This window comes from Dankookia sp. GCM10030260 (genome assembly GCF_042666655.1).
Taxonomy (GTDB): Bacteria; Pseudomonadota; Alphaproteobacteria; order Acetobacterales; family Acetobacteraceae; genus Paracraurococcus.
The window spans coordinates 405,878-421,330 of sequence record NZ_JBHTDE010000001.1 but is presented as its reverse complement, the minus strand read 5'-3'; the positions used below and the strand labels follow the sequence as shown (position 1 = coordinate 421,330).

General features: G+C 70.2%; 17 protein-coding genes. 8 read left to right on the top strand and 9 right to left on the bottom strand.

The features are described from left to right. Window position 1: 1 nt before the first annotated feature. Genes ACFQS7_RS02015 through ACFQS7_RS02000 form a run of 4 tightly spaced genes read left to right on the top strand, consistent with a single transcriptional unit; the run spans window position 2 to window position 4,444 of the window. The gene (locus tag ACFQS7_RS02015) at window positions 2-784 is read left to right on the top strand and encodes a class II aldolase/adducin family protein (RefSeq protein WP_380065347.1); all 783 of its coding nucleotides are present in this window, start codon (window positions 2-4) and stop codon (window positions 782-784) included. Window positions 785-789: 5 nt separating this feature from the next. Next, complete coding sequence (locus tag ACFQS7_RS02010) at window positions 790-1,764, top strand: Bug family tripartite tricarboxylate transporter substrate binding protein (protein ID WP_380065346.1); 975 nt, start codon at window positions 790-792, stop codon at window positions 1,762-1,764. Next, window positions 1,761-3,440, top strand: coding sequence for a thiamine pyrophosphate-dependent enzyme (locus ACFQS7_RS02005; RefSeq protein WP_380065345.1), 1,680 nt, complete (start codon window positions 1,761-1,763; stop codon window positions 3,438-3,440). Before ACFQS7_RS02010 ends, ACFQS7_RS02005 begins: the two co-directional genes overlap by 4 nt. Continuing rightward, window positions 3,440-4,444, top strand: a complete 1,005-nt coding sequence (locus ACFQS7_RS02000) for a tripartite tricarboxylate transporter substrate binding protein (RefSeq protein WP_380065344.1) — start codon at window positions 3,440-3,442, stop codon at window positions 4,442-4,444. Before ACFQS7_RS02005 ends, ACFQS7_RS02000 begins: the two co-directional genes overlap by 1 nt. 103 nt (window positions 4,445-4,547) lie before the next feature. On the opposite strand, the gene ACFQS7_RS01995 is transcribed toward ACFQS7_RS02000, so the two are convergent. The 3 genes from ACFQS7_RS01995 to ACFQS7_RS01985 form a co-directional block, all read right to left on the bottom strand. After that, window positions 4,548-4,856, bottom strand: coding sequence for a non-heme iron oxygenase ferredoxin subunit (locus ACFQS7_RS01995; RefSeq protein ID WP_380065343.1), 309 nt, complete (start codon window positions 4,854-4,856; stop codon window positions 4,548-4,550). Window positions 4,857-4,988: 132 nt separating this feature from the next. Further along, on the bottom strand, window positions 4,989-5,864 hold the full coding sequence (locus ACFQS7_RS01990; protein WP_380065342.1) for an MBL fold metallo-hydrolase: 876 nt from the start codon (window positions 5,862-5,864) through the stop codon (window positions 4,989-4,991). A gap of 50 nt (window positions 5,865-5,914) precedes the next feature. Next, window positions 5,915-6,871 (bottom strand): threonine dehydratase, encoded by a 957-nt coding sequence (locus ACFQS7_RS01985; protein ID WP_380065341.1) that lies wholly within the window; start codon window positions 6,869-6,871, stop codon window positions 5,915-5,917. A gap of 86 nt (window positions 6,872-6,957) precedes the next feature. Between ACFQS7_RS01985 and ACFQS7_RS01980 the strand changes: the two genes are divergently transcribed. Beyond that, window positions 6,958-7,548: a hypothetical protein gene (locus ACFQS7_RS01980; protein ID WP_380065340.1), complete on the top strand. Its 591-nt coding sequence runs from the start codon at window positions 6,958-6,960 to the stop codon at window positions 7,546-7,548. 39 nt (window positions 7,549-7,587) lie between these two features. On the opposite strand, the gene ACFQS7_RS01975 is transcribed toward ACFQS7_RS01980, so the two are convergent. From ACFQS7_RS01975 to groES, 4 genes are all read right to left on the bottom strand, one after another. Next, window positions 7,588-7,791 (bottom strand): cold-shock protein, encoded by a 204-nt coding sequence (locus tag ACFQS7_RS01975; RefSeq protein ID WP_133289018.1) that lies wholly within the window; start codon window positions 7,789-7,791, stop codon window positions 7,588-7,590. Between the two features lie 346 nt (window positions 7,792-8,137). Next, window positions 8,138-8,341 (bottom strand): transcription antiterminator/RNA stability regulator CspE, encoded by a 204-nt coding sequence (gene cspE, locus ACFQS7_RS01970; protein ID WP_380066185.1) that lies wholly within the window; start codon window positions 8,339-8,341, stop codon window positions 8,138-8,140. Between the two features lie 231 nt (window positions 8,342-8,572). Next, the gene (groL, locus tag ACFQS7_RS01965) at window positions 8,573-10,219 is read right to left on the bottom strand and encodes a chaperonin GroEL (RefSeq protein WP_380065339.1); all 1,647 of its coding nucleotides are present in this window, start codon (window positions 10,217-10,219) and stop codon (window positions 8,573-8,575) included. Between the two features lie 166 nt (window positions 10,220-10,385). Next, window positions 10,386-10,697 carry a co-chaperone GroES gene (groES, locus tag ACFQS7_RS01960; RefSeq protein ID WP_380065338.1) on the bottom strand — a complete coding sequence of 104 codons (312 nt, stop codon included), beginning with the start codon at window positions 10,695-10,697 and terminating at the stop codon, window positions 10,386-10,388. A gap of 480 nt (window positions 10,698-11,177) precedes the next feature. Here groES and ACFQS7_RS01955 point away from each other — a divergent pair, with 480 nt between their 5' ends. Beyond that, a complete protein-coding gene (locus tag ACFQS7_RS01955) occupies window positions 11,178-11,468 on the top strand; it encodes a hypothetical protein (protein ID WP_380065337.1) in 291 nt (96 codons plus the stop codon). Here the strand turns inward: ACFQS7_RS01955 and ACFQS7_RS01950 are convergent. After that, on the bottom strand, window positions 11,386-12,198 hold the full coding sequence (locus tag ACFQS7_RS01950) for an adenylate/guanylate cyclase domain-containing protein (protein ID WP_380065336.1): 813 nt from the start codon (window positions 12,196-12,198) through the stop codon (window positions 11,386-11,388). The genes ACFQS7_RS01955 and ACFQS7_RS01950 overlap by 83 nt on opposite strands. Window positions 12,199-12,757: 559 nt before the next feature. On the opposite strand from ACFQS7_RS01950, the gene ACFQS7_RS01945 reads away from it, so the two are divergent. Continuing rightward, entirely contained in the window at window positions 12,758-13,324 is a 567-nt protein-coding gene (locus ACFQS7_RS01945) for a hypothetical protein (RefSeq protein ID WP_380065335.1), read from the top strand. A gap of 21 nt (window positions 13,325-13,345) precedes the next feature. Further along, a complete protein-coding gene (locus tag ACFQS7_RS01940; RefSeq protein ID WP_380065334.1) occupies window positions 13,346-13,927 on the top strand; it encodes a hypothetical protein in 582 nt (193 codons plus the stop codon). A 33-nt stretch (window positions 13,928-13,960) separates the two neighbouring features. Here ACFQS7_RS01940 and ACFQS7_RS01935 read toward each other — a convergent pair whose 3' ends face one another. Continuing rightward, the gene (locus ACFQS7_RS01935) at window positions 13,961-15,373 is read right to left on the bottom strand and encodes a mannose-1-phosphate guanylyltransferase/mannose-6-phosphate isomerase (RefSeq protein WP_380065333.1); all 1,413 of its coding nucleotides are present in this window, start codon (window positions 15,371-15,373) and stop codon (window positions 13,961-13,963) included. Window positions 15,374-15,453 lie beyond the last annotated feature (80 nt).

Genomic DNA, 15,453 nt, shown 5'->3' with positions numbered 1-15,453 from the left:
AATGACGTCCCATGCCGCGCTGCGGATCGCCCCCCTCCGCGCCTCCGTGCCCGAGGCCGAATGGCAAGCCCGGCTCGACCTCGCCGCCTGCTACCGGCTGTGCGAGGGGTACGGCATGTCCGACATGATCTACACCCACATCACCGCGCGGGTGCCGGGCAGCCCGGGGCATTTCCTGATCAACCCGAACGGGATGCTGTTCGGCGAGATCACCGCGTCGTCCCTGCTGAAGGTCAGCGTGGACGGCGACATCCTGTACAAGCCCGACCTGCCCTACGGGCTGCACCCCGCCGGCTTCACCATCCACAGCGCGATCTACCGGGCGCGGCCGGATGCCATGGCGGCGATGCATACCCACACCATCGCGGGGATGGCGGTGTCGTCGCTGAAATGCGGACTGCTGCCGCTGACCCAGACGGCGACGCGCTTCTACGGCCGCATCGCCTACCACGAATTCCGCGGGCCGGAGCGCGACCCGTCCGAGCGCGACGCGCTGGCGCAGACCATCGGCCCGCTGAACTACTGCATCCTGCGCAACCATGGCATGCTGACCTTGGGCGAAAGCGTGCCGGAAGCCTTCACCGCCATGTGGGGCATGGAACGCGCGTGCCAGGCGCAGCTGCAGGCGATGGCCTGCAACACCGAGCTCAACATGCCGTCGGAGGAGGTGGTGGCGAAATCCTGCGCCATGTACGACCCGCCGAATTCGCGCCGCTACGGGCTGCTGGAATGGCCGGGGCTGCTGCGCAAGCTGGACCTCATGGACAGTTCCTGGCGGGATTGAACGGGGTGTTCCGGCGCGCCCTGCTGGCCTCGCCCACGCTGCTGGCGCACCGCGCACGGGCCGAGGCGGCCTGGCCCAGCCGCCCGGTCCGCATCGTCATCCCCTTCGGGGCCGGCGGGCCGATCGACTCCATCGGCCGGCTGCTGGCCGAATTGCTGCGCGACCGGCTCGGCCAGCCCTGCCTGATCGACAACCGCCCCGGTGCGGGCGGCAGCATCGGCATCCGCACCGTGATCCAGTCGCCGGCCGACGGCGGCGTGCTGCTGCTGACCAGCGCCTCGCTCGCCTCGGTGCCGGCGCTCTATCCCGGCCAGGGGCTCGACCCGCGCAGCGCGCTGACGCCGGTCAGCCTGGTGGCCGATATCCCGACCGCGATGGTGGTTCGCGCCGACGGGCCGTGGCGCCGCGTGCAGGACGTGGTCGTGGCGGCCAAGGCGCGGCCGGGCATGCTGACCTATGGCAGCGGCGGCGCCGGGTCGTCTAACCATCTCTCCGGCGCGCTCTTCGCCTCGGCCGCGGGCGTCAGGCTGGAACACGTCTCCTACCGCGGCGCGGCGCCAGCGATGATCGCGCTGTTCGCCGGCGAGATCGACATGGTCTTCGCCTCCACGGTCGAGACGCTGCCGCATGTGCTGGGCGGCCGCGCGCGGCTGCTCGGCGTGGCGACGGAACGGCGCGTGCCCAGCCTGCCCGACACGCCGGCCCTCGGCGAGATCGTCCCCGGCTATGTCGCGCTGAACTGGTACGCCATCGCCGCGCCGCGAGGATTGCCGCCGCCGATCGTGGCGAAGCTGTCCGCCGTGCTGGCCTCGCTGCGCGACCTGCCGGAGGTGAAGGCCCGCTTCGCCGCCGCCGGCACCGTGCCGCTGCTGACCGGCCCGGCGGCGCTGGAACGGCTGCTGGAAAGCGACGTGCCGAAATGGCAGCGGGTGGTGGCGGAGGCCGGCATCCGCGGGGAATTGGGGAGGACAACAGGATGAGCAAGACAGTCGGCCGCGCACTCGCCGAGAGCCTGGTCGCGCATGGCATCGACACCATCTGGATGGTGCCGGGCGAGAGTTTCCTGGGATTGACCGACGCGCTCACGGAAGTTCCCGAGATGCGCCTCATCGTCTGCCGGCACGAGGGCGGCGCCGGTTTCATGGCGGTCGCCGATGGCCGCATGCAGGGCGGCCGCGCCGGCGTGTTGCTGGTCTCGCGCGGCCCCGGCCTGTCCAACGCCATGGTCGCGCTGCACACCGCATGGCACGATGCGACGCCGCTGGTGGTGCTCTGCGGCCAGGTGGAGCGGAAGGACTTCGGCCGGCTGGCGCTGCAGGAGCAGAACTACGCGAAGCTGCTCGGCGACATCACCAAGGCCGTCATCGAGGTGAACGAGGTGGTGCAGGCGAGCGAATCCATCGCCCGCGCCTTCCACCTGGCGGAGAGCGGCACCCCCGGCCCCGTCGCCGTCATCCTGCCCGAGGACATCTTCGACGAGCTCACCGACACGCCGATGGCGAAGCCGCGCCCGCGCGTCCATGGCGGGCCACGCGCGGAAGACCTCGACCAGCTTGCCAAGATGCTCGCCGAGGCCGAACGCCCGCTGGTCTGGGTCGGCGGCGCGTTGACCAACGCCGATGCGACGACGCTGGACGAGCTGCGCCGGCTTGCCGAGCAATGGGTGGTGCCGGTCTCCCCAACCCATCGCCGGCCGCAGCTGTTCGACGCCGGGCATCCCAATTACGGCGGCTACATGGGCATCCGCGTGCCGAAGCAGCTGATGGACGAGATGCGGAAGGCCGACCTGCTGGTCGTCATCGGCGAGCGCATCACCGACAGCGTCAGCCAGTCCTATACCTTCCCCACCGCGCCCGACCCGCAGCTTCCCTTGGTCCAGGTCTGGCCCGACCCGAACGAGATCGGCCGGGTCTTCCGCCCCGATCTCGGCATCGCCGCCGAACCCGCCGCCGTCATCCGCGCGCTGCTGAAGCGCGGCGCGCCGGCGGGCGCCTCGAAGCGCACCAGCTGGGTCGCCGGACTGAACGCCATTCACACGAAGCTGATGGCGCCGGACTGGGAGAGCATGGCGGATGGCGTGAACTTCGCCGCCGTCTGCGTCGAGATCGCCAAGCACCTGGCGCCCGATGCCGCGGTGACGTCCGATGCCGGCAATTTCTCCTCCTTCATCCATCGCTACATCGGCTTCAGGCCGGGGCAGAACTTTCTCTCCTCGGTCGTCGGTGCGATGGGCGCGGGCGTGCCGATGGCGGTCGCCGCTGCCATCCGCCGCCCCGGCAAGCAGGCGATCGGCTTCTGCGGCGACGGCGGCGCGCTGATGAGCGGCAACGAGATCGCCACCGCCATGCAGTACGGCGCCGCGCCGATCATCGTCATCTCCGACAACAAGCGCTACGGCACGATCGGGATGCACCACGAGGTGCGCTACCCCAACCGCCCCTACGAGGCCGCGGTGAAGCTCACCAACCCGGATTTCGCCGCCTGGGGCCGCGTCTTCGGCGCGGAGGGCATCACCATCTCGACCGAGGCGGAGGTCGAGGACGCCATCGCCCGGGCCTTCGCGGTGAAGGACCGGCCCGTGGTGGTGCATGTCCACACCTCGGCCGAGCAGATGAGCGCCTGGCGCCGCCGCGGCGCGCCGCGGGTGCACGAGTGATGGGTCGCGTCACAGGCGGGCTGGCGACGCGCCGCGCGCTGCTCGCGGCCGGGCTTGCCACGCCGCCGGCGGTACAGGCCCAGACCTTGCCCACGTCCTGGCCCGCATCCTGGCCCGACCGGCCGGTCCGCATCGTCGTGCCCTATGCGCCCGGCGGGCCTACCGACATCCTGGCGCGCACGCTCGCCGCCGCGCTGGGCGAGGCCTGGCGCCAGCCGGTGGTGGTGGAGAACCGCCCCGGCGCCGGCAGCGCCATCGGGACCGAGGTCGTGGCGCGCGCCGCGCCGGACGGGCATACCCTGCTGTTCGCCGCGACGGCGCATGTGATGAACCCGGCGCTGATGCCGCATCTGCCCTTCGATGCGGTGCGCGACTTCACCGCCATCAGCAACTGCGCCTTCCACCCGATGCTGCTGGTGGTGCATCCCTCGACCGGGATCACCGACCTGCCCGGATTCGTCGCCGCGGCCAAGGCAAGACCGGGCGGGCTGACCATGGGCTCGGCCGGCGTCGGCAATGCCAGCCACCTGGCGATGGCGCTGTTCGCCTCCGTCACCGGGATCGAGCTGACGCATGTGCCCTTCTCGGGCGCGGCGCCGGCGCAGGCGGCGGTGCTCTCGGGCCAGGTGCAGGGCGGGTTCTTCAATTCCACGGTCGCCGTGCCGCAGATCCGCGACGGCCGGCTGCGCGGCATCGCCACCGCCGATGCCCGCCGCTGGCGGGAGCTGCCGGACCTGCCGACCCTGGCGGAGCTCGGCTATCCCGGGACGGAGGCCGGGTCCTGGTACGGCGTGCTCGCCCCGGCCCGGCTGCCGCCGGCGCTCACCGCCCGGCTGCATGCGGATATCCTCGCGGCGATGCGCCGGCCCGCGGTGCGGGAGAGGGTGATCGCCGCCGGGCTGGATCCGCTGGAGACCGGCCCGGCAGAATTCCAGGCGCAGCTCGCGGCCGAGGTCGAGAAATGGGGCCGCGTGGTGAAGACGGCGGGGATCAGGCCCGACTAGCTGGCGCGTGATCGTCTGGGATGGACCCACCGCAAGACGTAAATCACACGGCATGACAATACCCTAGAACCTGCCGGGCGCTTCGGTCGGCGCCCGACAGACCCTAGGCCTCGACGAAGACCGCGCCGGCCTCGACCTTCACCCGGTAGGTCGCCACCGGGACATCCGCCGGCTCGTTCAGCGCGGCGCCGGTGCGGATGTCGAAGCAGGCCTGGTGCAGCGGGCATTCCAGCTTGCCGTCCTCGCAGTAGCCGTCCGACAGCAGCGCGTATTCGTGCGTGCAGATGTCGTTCACCGCGAAGATGCCGTCCTCCAGCCTGACCACGGCGATCGACAGGTCGCCGATGCGGACGGCCAGCGGCATGTTCTCGGCGAGGTCCGCCTCGGCGGCCACGCGGTGCCAGTCTGCCATGGATGCTTCCCCTTCGTGTCCGGCGGAATTACCGCGTGGCGGCGTGGCTGTCGAACCCGTCCGCCGCCAACCCACAGCAAGGACGGCTGGAATTCTGGAAGCGAATGTTTTTCCCGCCGCAACCTCGCCCACTCACGCCGCGTCGGCATTCTTGTTCGCCGGCGCGCGCAGCCGCTCCGCCCAGGCGGTCAGCGCCACGTATTCCACCGGGTCATGCGTGCAGAACACCATCACCGTGGCGTCCGCGGCCTGCGCCAGGGCCCGCACCCGGCGCTGCTGCGCCCGCACCAGCGGGCCGGACCAGGCCATCACCGCTTCGTAGGCGGCGCTGCCGGGCGGGCAATGCGGCACCGCGGCGTGGATCTCGGCGCGGTTGAAGTAGGTGTCGCCGGCATGCAGCAGCCAACCCTGCGGCGTCTCGATCGCAACCCCCGCATGGCCCGCCGAGTGGCCGGGCAGCGGCACCAGGACGAATTCCTGCGGCAGCCCGGCCAGGCGTTCCACCGCGTCGAAGCCGTACCAACGGCCGCCGGGACGGTCGGGATAGGTGCGCCAGCGGCCGGTGTCGCCCCATTGCACCGGGCGGTAGCGGGCGCGGCCCAGCACGCCTTCCCGCGCATGCGCCGCCCCCGCTTCGGCTTCCATCACATGCACCGTCGCCTGCGGGAAATCGACCAGCCCGCCGGCATGGTCGAAATCCAGATGCGTCATGACGATGTGCCGCACGTCGCCCGGATGCAGGCCGAGCCGCTTCATGTGCCGCAGCATCGTCCGGTCGGGGTCGTAGCGGAAGCGCAGCAGCGCGCTGTTCAGGGTGGGCAGCCGGCCGGCGGGGCGCAGCATGTCGCGCATGCCCAGCCCGGTATCGACCAGCACCACGCCGTGCCGCGGCGTCTCGATCGCCAGGCAGTGGCAGGTCAGCCGGCCGATGGCGCCAGGGCTGACGCCATCCATCAGCGCGCCGCCAAGCGGCCGCGCCGGCCCGCAGTCGAGATGGTGGATCCGCATCGCCGTGTCCTCCGTGTCCGCGAAGGCCAACGGGACGCGACGCGGGCGGTTCAGCCCGCCAGCACCCAATCGCGGAACAGCGCCAGGTCGATATTGCCGCCGCAGAGGATGACGCCGACGCGATTGCCCGCCATCCGCGCGCGTTCCTGCAGCAGCGCCGCCAGCGGCGCGGCGCCGGCGCCTTCCGCGAGATTGTGGGTATCCTGCCAATAGGCGCGGATCGCCGATGCCACCTCCGCATCCGTCACGGTGACGACGCGTGCGGCGCCGGCGCGGATGATCGCCAACGCCGCCGGGTCGGGGATCCGCGTTGCCATGCCGTCGGCAAGGGTATGCGCGGTCGGCACCGTCACCACCCGGCCGGCGGCGAAGGACAGCGCATAGGCCGGCGCCTCGGTGCTCTGCACGCCGACGATCTCGGTGCGCAGCCCCAGCAGGTCGCGGGCCAGGATGCAGCCGCAGATGCCGGAGCCGAGGCCGATCGGCACATAGAGCGTATCCAGGTCGGGCACGGCGCGAAGGAATTCGAGCGCATAGGTGGCCACGCCGCAAACCAGGTCCGGCGCGAAGGAAGGCGCGAATTCCAGGCGCCGTGCCTCGGCCAGCGCCATGGCATGCAGCCGCGCCGCGTCGAAATCCTCGCCGTGCTCGACCAGCACGGCGCCCTGGGCCCGCATCGCCGCGTTCTTCTCGGCGCTGTTGCCGATGGGGACGACGATCGTCACCGGCACGCCATGCAAGGCGCCGGCATAGGCCAGGCTCTGGCCATGGTTGCCGCGCGTCGCGCTGATCACGCCCGTGACCCAGGGCCGTTCGCGCTTCAGGCGGTCCATGTAGACCAGCCCGCCGCGCACCTTGAAGGCGCCGGTCGGCGTGTGGTTCTCGTGCTTCACCCAGACCTCGGCGCCGCTGCGCGCGGCCAGCAGCGGCCAGGCGAATTGCGGCGTGGCCGGGAAGGCGGCGTGCACCAGGCGGGCGGCAGCCTCGAGCGCGATCAGGTCGAACATGGCAGGACAGGCATGGGGACCTCCGGAACGGGGATCGGCGGCGGGCGTTCCCCGTGCCACTCCCGAGTGTAGCGAAAGGACCTCGCATGCCTATCGTGGTTGACAGCAGCCAGTGGACCGGTGAGCACGACGACGCGCCGATGGCCCACCCCGTGGTCTGGGGCGAGTTCACCGAGACCGCCGAGGTGGATCGCGCAGCCGAGCGGCTGCAGGCGGAAGCCTGGTTCCGCGATTCCCTGGTGGAGACGGCGCCGGCGGAAGCCCAGCCCGGCCCGGCGGACAACCAACAGGTCGATGTGCCGGACGAGGACCCGAAGGGCGCCGACCGGCGCAACCTCCGACAGAATTTCGTCGGCATCGGCACGGCCGCGACCTCGATGGCGGCGGCGGGGATCGTCATCGCCACCGGCGGCGCGGCGCTGCCGGCGGTGGCTGCCGCGGCGGCGGCGGGCGGTGCGACCCTGGCAGCGGGCGAGGCAGCGGCTGCCGCGGTGCCGGAGAGCGGCACGGGTCGCCAGCCGGCGGCTCAGGCGGACGCGATGCGGGCGGAAGGCCCCTCGCTCGGCATCACCGTGGCGACCGCGGCGCTGCGGGAACAGGCGGAAGCCTTCCTGCAACAGGCCGGGGCGAAGCGCGTCTGGGTGCAGGAATCGCCGAAGGACCAGGCGCCGGCATAGTCAGCATCGTGGGGCCCGGTGCGCCGGGCCCCGAAGGGCTCAGAGCGGCTTGAGGTTGGCGGCAGCAGCCTTGCCGCGTTCCATCACCACCTCGTACTGGACCTTCTGGTTCTCGTTCAGCCCCTGAAGGCCGGCCTTCTGCACGGCGGTGATGTGCACGAACACGTCCTTGCCGCCGTCCTGCGGGACGATGAAGCCGAACCCCTTGGTCGCGTTGAACCACTTCACGGTGCCCGTCGCCATGCGACGCACCCTCCTTGTCCTGAGGCGCGGACGCCGATCGCCCGCGCGGGAACCACCGGGCTGGATCGGCTTGAAGGCGCCCGGTGGAACCGGGAGGGCACGGCAAGGCGGGCCAAGAACGGCTGGCATGCCAAGTGGACGCAGATCGGTCCGGCGAAGTCAAACACCTTGCACACGCATTTCAGTGAGAAGCGGCAGCGGCATTGACTACGGTTTGCTTCGAATGGCGCGACTATTCGCAAGAATAAAGCGGGCGTCTTGTATGCGACTGCCTGGGTGCCGGTGGCATGGCCTCGGTCCGGGCGCCGCTTGGGTCATGCAGCCCGACGGACGGCACGACCAGCCGTCAGATCGCCATGACGTTGACGGCGGAAGGTCCCTTGGCGCCGTTGGTCACCTCGAACTCGACCCGCTGGCCTTCCGCCAGGGTCTTGAAGCCGTTGTTCTGGATGGCGGAGAAATGCACGAAGACGTCCTTGCTGCCGTCCTCAGGCGTGATGAAGCCGAAGCCCTTGCTTTCGTTGAACCACTTCACCGATCCCTTGACCATGTTGGCCATGCGCCGTCCCTCTCTGCGAACCTTCGCCCCGCCGATGCGCGGCGATACCCGGCGGATGGGATGCCTTCGCGGGGATCGCGGGCCGGTCCTTCAATCCTTGGGTAGCGGTCGTGCCGCAGAATCATCAATCGTTCGGATGCTGTCAATCGGCCCCGCCACCGGCCACGAAAAAGGGCGGGGCCTTGCGGTCCCGCCCCATCCGGCACTTCGATCCTTGTGGGATCAGAAGTCCATGTCGCCCATGCCGCCCATGCCGCCGCCCGGGCCGCCGGCCGGAGCCGAGGCCTTCGCCGGACGCTCGGCCACCATCGCTTCCGTGGTGATCAGCAGCGCCGCGACCGAGGCCGCATCCTGCAGCGCCGTGCGCACGACCTTGGTCGGGTCGATGATGCCGGCGTTGACCAGGTCCTTGTACTCGTCGAGCTGCGCGTCGTAGCCGTGCGCATAGTCGGTGGTGCGGAGCACCTCACCGGCCACCACGGCGCCGTCCTTGCCGGCGTTCTCGGCGATCTGCTTCAGCGGCGCCTGCACGGCGCGGCGAACGATCTCGATGCCGACCTGCTCGTCGCTGTTCAGCCCCTTCAGCGTGTGCAGGTTGGTGCTGGCGCGCAGCAGCGCGGTGCCACCGCCCGGCACGATGCCTTCCTGGACCGCGGCGCGGGTCGCATGCAGCGCGTCGTCGACGCGGTCCTTGCGCTCCTTGACCTCGATCTCGGTCGAGCCGCCGACGCGGATGACGGCGACGCCACCGGCCAGCTTGGCCAGACGCTCCTGCAGCTTCTCGCGGTCGTAGTCCGAGGTGGTTTCCTCGATCTGCGCCTTGATCTGCTCGCAGCGGCCGTTGATCTCGGACTTCTCGCCCGCGCCATCAACGATCGTGGTGTTTTCCTTCTCGATCTTGATCAGCTTCGCGCGGCCGAGCATGGCGAGCGTCACGGTCTCGAGCTTGATGCCGAGGTCCTCGCTGATCACCTGGCCACCGGTCAGGATCGCGATGTCTTCCAGCATCGCCTTGCGGCGATCGCCGAAGCCCGGCGCCTTGACGGCGGCGATCTTGAGGCCGCCACGCAGCTTGTTCACCACCAGGGTGGCCAGGGCCTCGCCCTCGACATCCTCGGCGACGATCACCAGCGGACGGCCCGACTGCACCACGGCTTCGAGCAGCGGCAGCATCGGCTGCAGCTGGGACAGCTTCTTCTCGAAGATCAGGATGTAGGGGTTTTCCATCTCGGCGATCATCTTCTCCGCATTCGTGATGAAATACGGGGAGACATAGCCGCGATCGAACTGCATGCCCTCGACGACGTCGAGCTCGGTCTGGATGGACTTGGCTTCCTCGACGGTGATGACACCCTCGTTGCCGACCTTCTCCATCGCCTTGGCGATCATCTCGCCGATCTCGCTCTCGCCGTTGGCGGAGAGCGTGCCGACCTGCGCGACTTCGGCCGAGGTCGTGATCTTCTTGGTCTTGGCCTCGAGCTCGCCGACGATCTGGGTCACGGCCTTGTCGATGCCGCGCTTTAGGTCCATCGGGTTCATGCCGGCGGCCACGGCCTTGGCACCCTCGCGGATGATGGCCTGGGCCAGCACGGTCGCGGTGGTGGTGCCGTCGCCCGCGGTGTCGTTGGTCTTCGAGGCCACTTCGCGCACCATCTGCGCGCCCATGTTCTCGAACTTGTCGGCCAGCTCGATCTCCTTGGCGACGGTGACGCCGTCCTTGGTGATCCGCGGCGCGCCGAAGCTCTTGTCGAGCACGACGTTGCGGCCCTTGGGGCCGAGGGTGACCTTCACCGCATCGGCCAGGATGTCGACGCCGCGGAGCATACGCTCACGCGCGTTGGCGCCGAACTTAACGTCCTTTGCTGCCATGTGGGCTATCCTTCATGTGGTGCGCTCACGCCGGTCGCGCCGGGCCGAAGCCCTGCTGCGCGGCGGATCGCAGGATTGATGATCGTCGCAGGCACGGTCGGGCCGCCCGGGACCGCGGCGCCCGGGGCATGTCCCCTGGGCGCCACGGTCCCCGGCAGCGCCGGACTCAGGCGGCCTTGGCGACGGCCGGGGTGTCGAGAATGCCCATGATGTCGGACTCCTTCATGATCAGGAGCTCCTCACCGTTGAGCTTCACTTCGGTGCCCGACCACTTGCCGAACAGGATGCGGTCGCCCGCCTTGACGTCGAGCGCGCGGAGCTCGCCCTTGTCGTTCAGCGTGCCGGAGCCGACGGAGATGACTTCTCCCTCCTGCGGCTTTTCCTTGGCGGTGTCGGGGATGATGATGCCACCCGCGGTCTTCTCTTCGGCCGTGACACGGCGAACGAGAACGCGGTCATGCAGGGGACGGAAGCTCATGGTCCTCTCCTGATGCCTTTGCTATTTGCGTTTCCTCAACCGGCAGGTCCGTCCAGCGTCCGCGTCAGCAGCCCGTTGGCACTCCCCCCGGAGGAGTGCCAGAGAACTATGCGAACCCGGCGCCCCCGTCAAGGGATTGCAGCACTCACCGAGTGCGAGTGCTAACAGACTGATTCTGAAGGTTTTTTGTTGCGCCCATTGGTGCATCCCCAGCAGACTTGCGTCGTTCACCAGGAGGAAATCGCCAGCCGCACCATGAGGACGGACCGAAATGGCTGAGGAAAGGACGACAGGCGTGCCGCAGGAGACCAAGGGCTTCGTTCGCGTACCGCAACCCGAGCAGCCCGACCGGGCGCCGAACCGTGCCGGGATCCGCCGCGGCCGGCCCATCGCTGAACCGATAGGCTGCAGGCCGCCCCGCTAGGGCCACAGGACTACAATTCCCCAGTACGGTTCAAGACCCTGGAGTCAAGGCCAGCGATGTCCCGATCCCCGATGCCGACCGCCGCCCCATTCCTCCGCCAGACGGAAGATGCCAGCCAGCTCGTTACTGTAAGCGTATTGTACTACCTGCCGGACCACCGCAGCTTGGTCAACGAATTCACTTGGCAGACACTCGACCGTGGCCCGCACTATGCCCGGGTCGAGGCCTTCCTCGATTATTGGCGGCGCGAGATCGATGCCGTCATCAAGGAGGTGAAGATCGCCGGGGCCCGGCCCTTCGCGCCCGGCCAGGTCGATCACGTCGCCCATCGCTTCTCGCTGAACTGACCGCCGCCCGGCCGCTAGGGCCAGCCCCACTCCCTGCGCGCCGCGCCCGGCATCCCGCCCGGCGGCCCTCGACCACCCCGTCGGCCGGGTCGCCACCCAGGATGTGCAGCGACAGCACGGCGATCGAGGGCCGCGGCAGCGGCAGGGCGACGCGCTGGACATGGGTGTCGATCGCGTGGCTGCGAATCGGCCGGGCGATGTTCTTGAGCTCGAGCAGGCCGAGGCCGCGCGCCGTGGCGACCGCGGTCTTCATCGTCCCGGCCGCCTGGTCAGGCATCGGCTGCGACAGGGCAATGCCGCTGGGCTGCGCCTGTTCCTGCAGCCGGGCGGCGATGTTCACCGCGTCGCCGAAGATGGTGCGGTCCTGCGCCAGGACCTCGCCGACATGCGGGCCAATGCGCAGCACGATATGCGGCGTCTCCGCGCCCGGCCGGTTGTGCTCCAGCATGGCCCGCTGCAGGTCGAGCGCCCAGCGCAGCGCATCCGCCGCCGTGGCGAAGTCGGCCAGTACGCCGTCGCCCCGAAGGTCTACCACCCGGCCGCGATGCACCGTGGTGATCGGCCGCATCATGGTCCGCAGCGGCGCCATCCAGCGCGCATGGGTCCGCCACTCCTCCGTCGTCATCAGGATCGAGTAGCCGACGATATCGGTAAAGGCGACGGCGGCCGGCCTGGCCGTCACCAGGCTGTGGCCGCCGTCGTCACCCCGCTTCGGCTGGTCCGGCAACACGGGCCGGTATTCCTGTGACGAGGGATTGCATACCACGCCCCCCGTCCCACCGTGTTTCGCTCCCTGGCAAGGGTACGGTGCGGCAGGGGCTCTCGCTTTCGCGCGAGGCGAGATGCCGCGTGCGCGGGATGCCCCGAGCGGAAGCACTCGATGGACCCGGCCCAGCCGATCTGGTTCTACATATCCTTCCCGGCCGCAACCGGCCTGCCTCGCGACCCGGGCGCGCTCCTCCGCCGGGTGCTCGAACTGGCCCAGGGCGACTGCCGGCGCGAGGAACGGACACCCGGGCCGTGCTTCGCCGACCGGCCCTCCGACCGGGTCCAGGCGCTCGAGGTGGCGCCGACCGAGGACGTGGCGGCCTTCGTCGACATCGCGCCGAACGCCGCGCTGCTGATCCGCCAGCTGCAGGCGGCCGGCATCGCCATCCGCGCCGGCATCGACCGGCCGATCGGGGTGCAGTCCTGCTGGTGCCCGGGCCAGGGCCCGCGCCATTTCGGCGACCGCCGGGAGGCGGAGCGGCTGATCCACGCCGGGGCGCTGCACGGCGCGGGGCCAGCGGGTGAACCTTGTCATCGTCGACCAGGGGCTGCCGGCGGATTTCCCCTCCAAGGGCGAGCGCGGCGACGGCTGGTCGGTCGACGCCCCCCCCCTTGCGGGGGAAAAGCGCCTGCCGTTCACCGGCAAGGGCCGCCATGCGGCGATGGTCGCCCGCAACGCGCTCGCCTTCGCCAAGGAGGAGAACGCCAGGCTGCGGGACTGCCCGCTGCTGTCGGACCGGATCGACCGACTGGGAATCTTCCTGTCCTATGCCCATACCGCCTTCGGCCAGTCGACCGACGCGCTGAAGGCCTATCGGGACCGGAATCCCCAAGCCGGGGCGTGGGTCGTGGTGAATGCCTGGGCGGTCCGGGACACCAGGCAGGACCAGCCGCTGCCGCCGCACAACCATTCCAGCAACATCGACCACGCCCTGAACAAGCAAGTGGCGGATCTCGACGAGAGGGCGTGCACCAGGCCTTCGCCGCCGACAATTGCGGCCAATCCTGCCCACCCAGCCGCTGCGGCGTGTTGGACCGCGGCCCGGGGTGGAGCATCCACGGCGCCAATTCGCACCCTCGGGTGCTGACGGTCGGCGCGGTGCGGACGGATGGGCTCCTGGGTTGGCTATTCGGCCGAGGGGCCGGGGCGGCTGGCAAAGCGGAAGCCCGACCTCCGTGCCCCGCCCCTGTTCCGCCAGACGCTGCGGCCCTTCGAGGGGGAAGACAATTCCGGCACCTCGGCCGCCTGCGGCGTCGCCGCGGGGGTGGTCGTCGCCGCCCGCCTGCGCAAGACCTGGGAGGACCTGCCGCCGGAGGCGCTGCGGACGCCGCTGCAGACATCGGCGACGCCGCAAGGGACCGACCGGACGACCCGATCCCGCTTCGGCGCCGGCATCCTGAACGCGACGGCAGTGGCCAAGTTGTGGAGCGGATCACGCGATGGCGGTCACGCCCTGGCGGGATCGGCCCTACTGCAACGGATCGTAGGGCTTGATCGTCTCCACCACCTGCTGCGCCGCGGGCGTCTGCCGGATCACCAGCCAACCGGCGGCGCCGAGCAAGCAAAGCCCGAAGACCGTCAGGGAGGCGATCCGGCCGAGGCTCCGCTTCGGGCGCATGTCAGGCAAGGCAGGCGACTCCGATCAGCGCAACACGTCGATTTTGCACATCTGCATTGCAGCGTCCAGTGACTTTCCCGGCAAGGTTGTATTGCCGGGAAAGCGTCACGCGCGCCCGTAGGTATCCTCGATCCGTACGATGTCGTCCTCGCCGAGATAGGCACCGGACTGCACCTCGATCAGGGTCAGCGGGATCATGCCCGGATTGACCAGCCGATGCACGCAGCCGAGCGGCAGATAGATGCTCTCGTTCTCCCGCAGCAGGATCTCCTCCCCGTCGCGGTGGACGATGGCGGTGCCGTTCACCACCACCCAGTGCTCGGCGCGGTGGAAATGCTTCTGCAGCGACAGCTTCTGCCCAGGGCGGACGCCGATCTTCTTCACCTGGAAGCGGTCGCCCTGGATCAGCCCCTCGTAATGGCCCCAGGGGCGGTAGATGCGGCGGTGCTCGGTCGCCTCCTTGCGGCCGGCGCGGCGCAGTTGCTCGACCAGCAGCTTGACGTCCTGCGCCCGGTCGCGCGGCATCACCAGCACGGCGTCCTCGGTGGTGATCACCACCGTGTCGCGCAGCCCGACGATGCCGGTCAGGATGCCTTCGGACCGCACGTAGCAGCCGCGGCTGTCGACCATCTCGACCGGGCCCTCGGCGACGTTGCCGCCGGCATCCTTGGCCGCGACCTCCCACATCGCGTCCCAGGAGCCGAGGTCCGACCAGCCGATGGCGGCCGGCACCACCGCGGCGCGGTCGGTCTTCTCCATCACCGCGTAGTCGATCGAAATGGCCGGCGCCGCGCTGAAGGCCGCGCTGCCGAGCCGGACGAATTCGAGGTCGCGCGCGGCCTCGGCCAGGGCCTGGGCAACGGTGCGCAGCACCTCGGGCGCGTGGCGTTCCAATTCCGCCACCAGGGTCGCGGCGGTGGCGACGAACATGCCGCTGTTCCAGAGATGCCGGCCGCCGGCGAGGAAATCCGCCGCCTTGGCCGCGTCCGGCTTCTCGACGAAGCGGGCGATCGACATCACCCCGGGCGCGTCCGGCAGCGGGTCGCCGGATTCGATGTAGCCGAAGCCGGTCTCGGGCGCCGTCGGCCGCATGCCGAAGGTGACGATCCGCCCGGCCCGGGCGGCGACCACCGCCAGGTCGAGCGCCGCGTGCAGCGCCGGCAGGTCGGTGATCGCCGCATCGGCGGCCATCAGCCACAGCACGGCATCCGGCGCCTCGGCGTTCAGCAGCAGCGCGGCGGCGGCGATGGCCGGGGCGCTGTTGCGGCCGGCCGGCTCCAGCAGGATGCGGGCGCCGTCGATCCTGGCCTCGCGCAGCTGCTCGGCGACCAGGAAGCGGTGCGCCTCGTTGCAGACCACCAGCGGCGGGCCGAAGGCGGCGCCGCGCGCCCGGCCGGCGGTTTCCTGCAACATGGTCTGGGCGGAGACGAGCGGCCAGAACTGCTTCGGGTAGCCCTCCCGCGACAGGGGCCATAGCCGGGTGCCCGTACCACCCGAAAGGATCACCGGAACGATCACTGCGAGCCCACCCTATGCGTCCGTGATGCCGATTACAGGAACCGAACGCCGGCGACAATCAGGCCGCGCTGCGCCGCAAC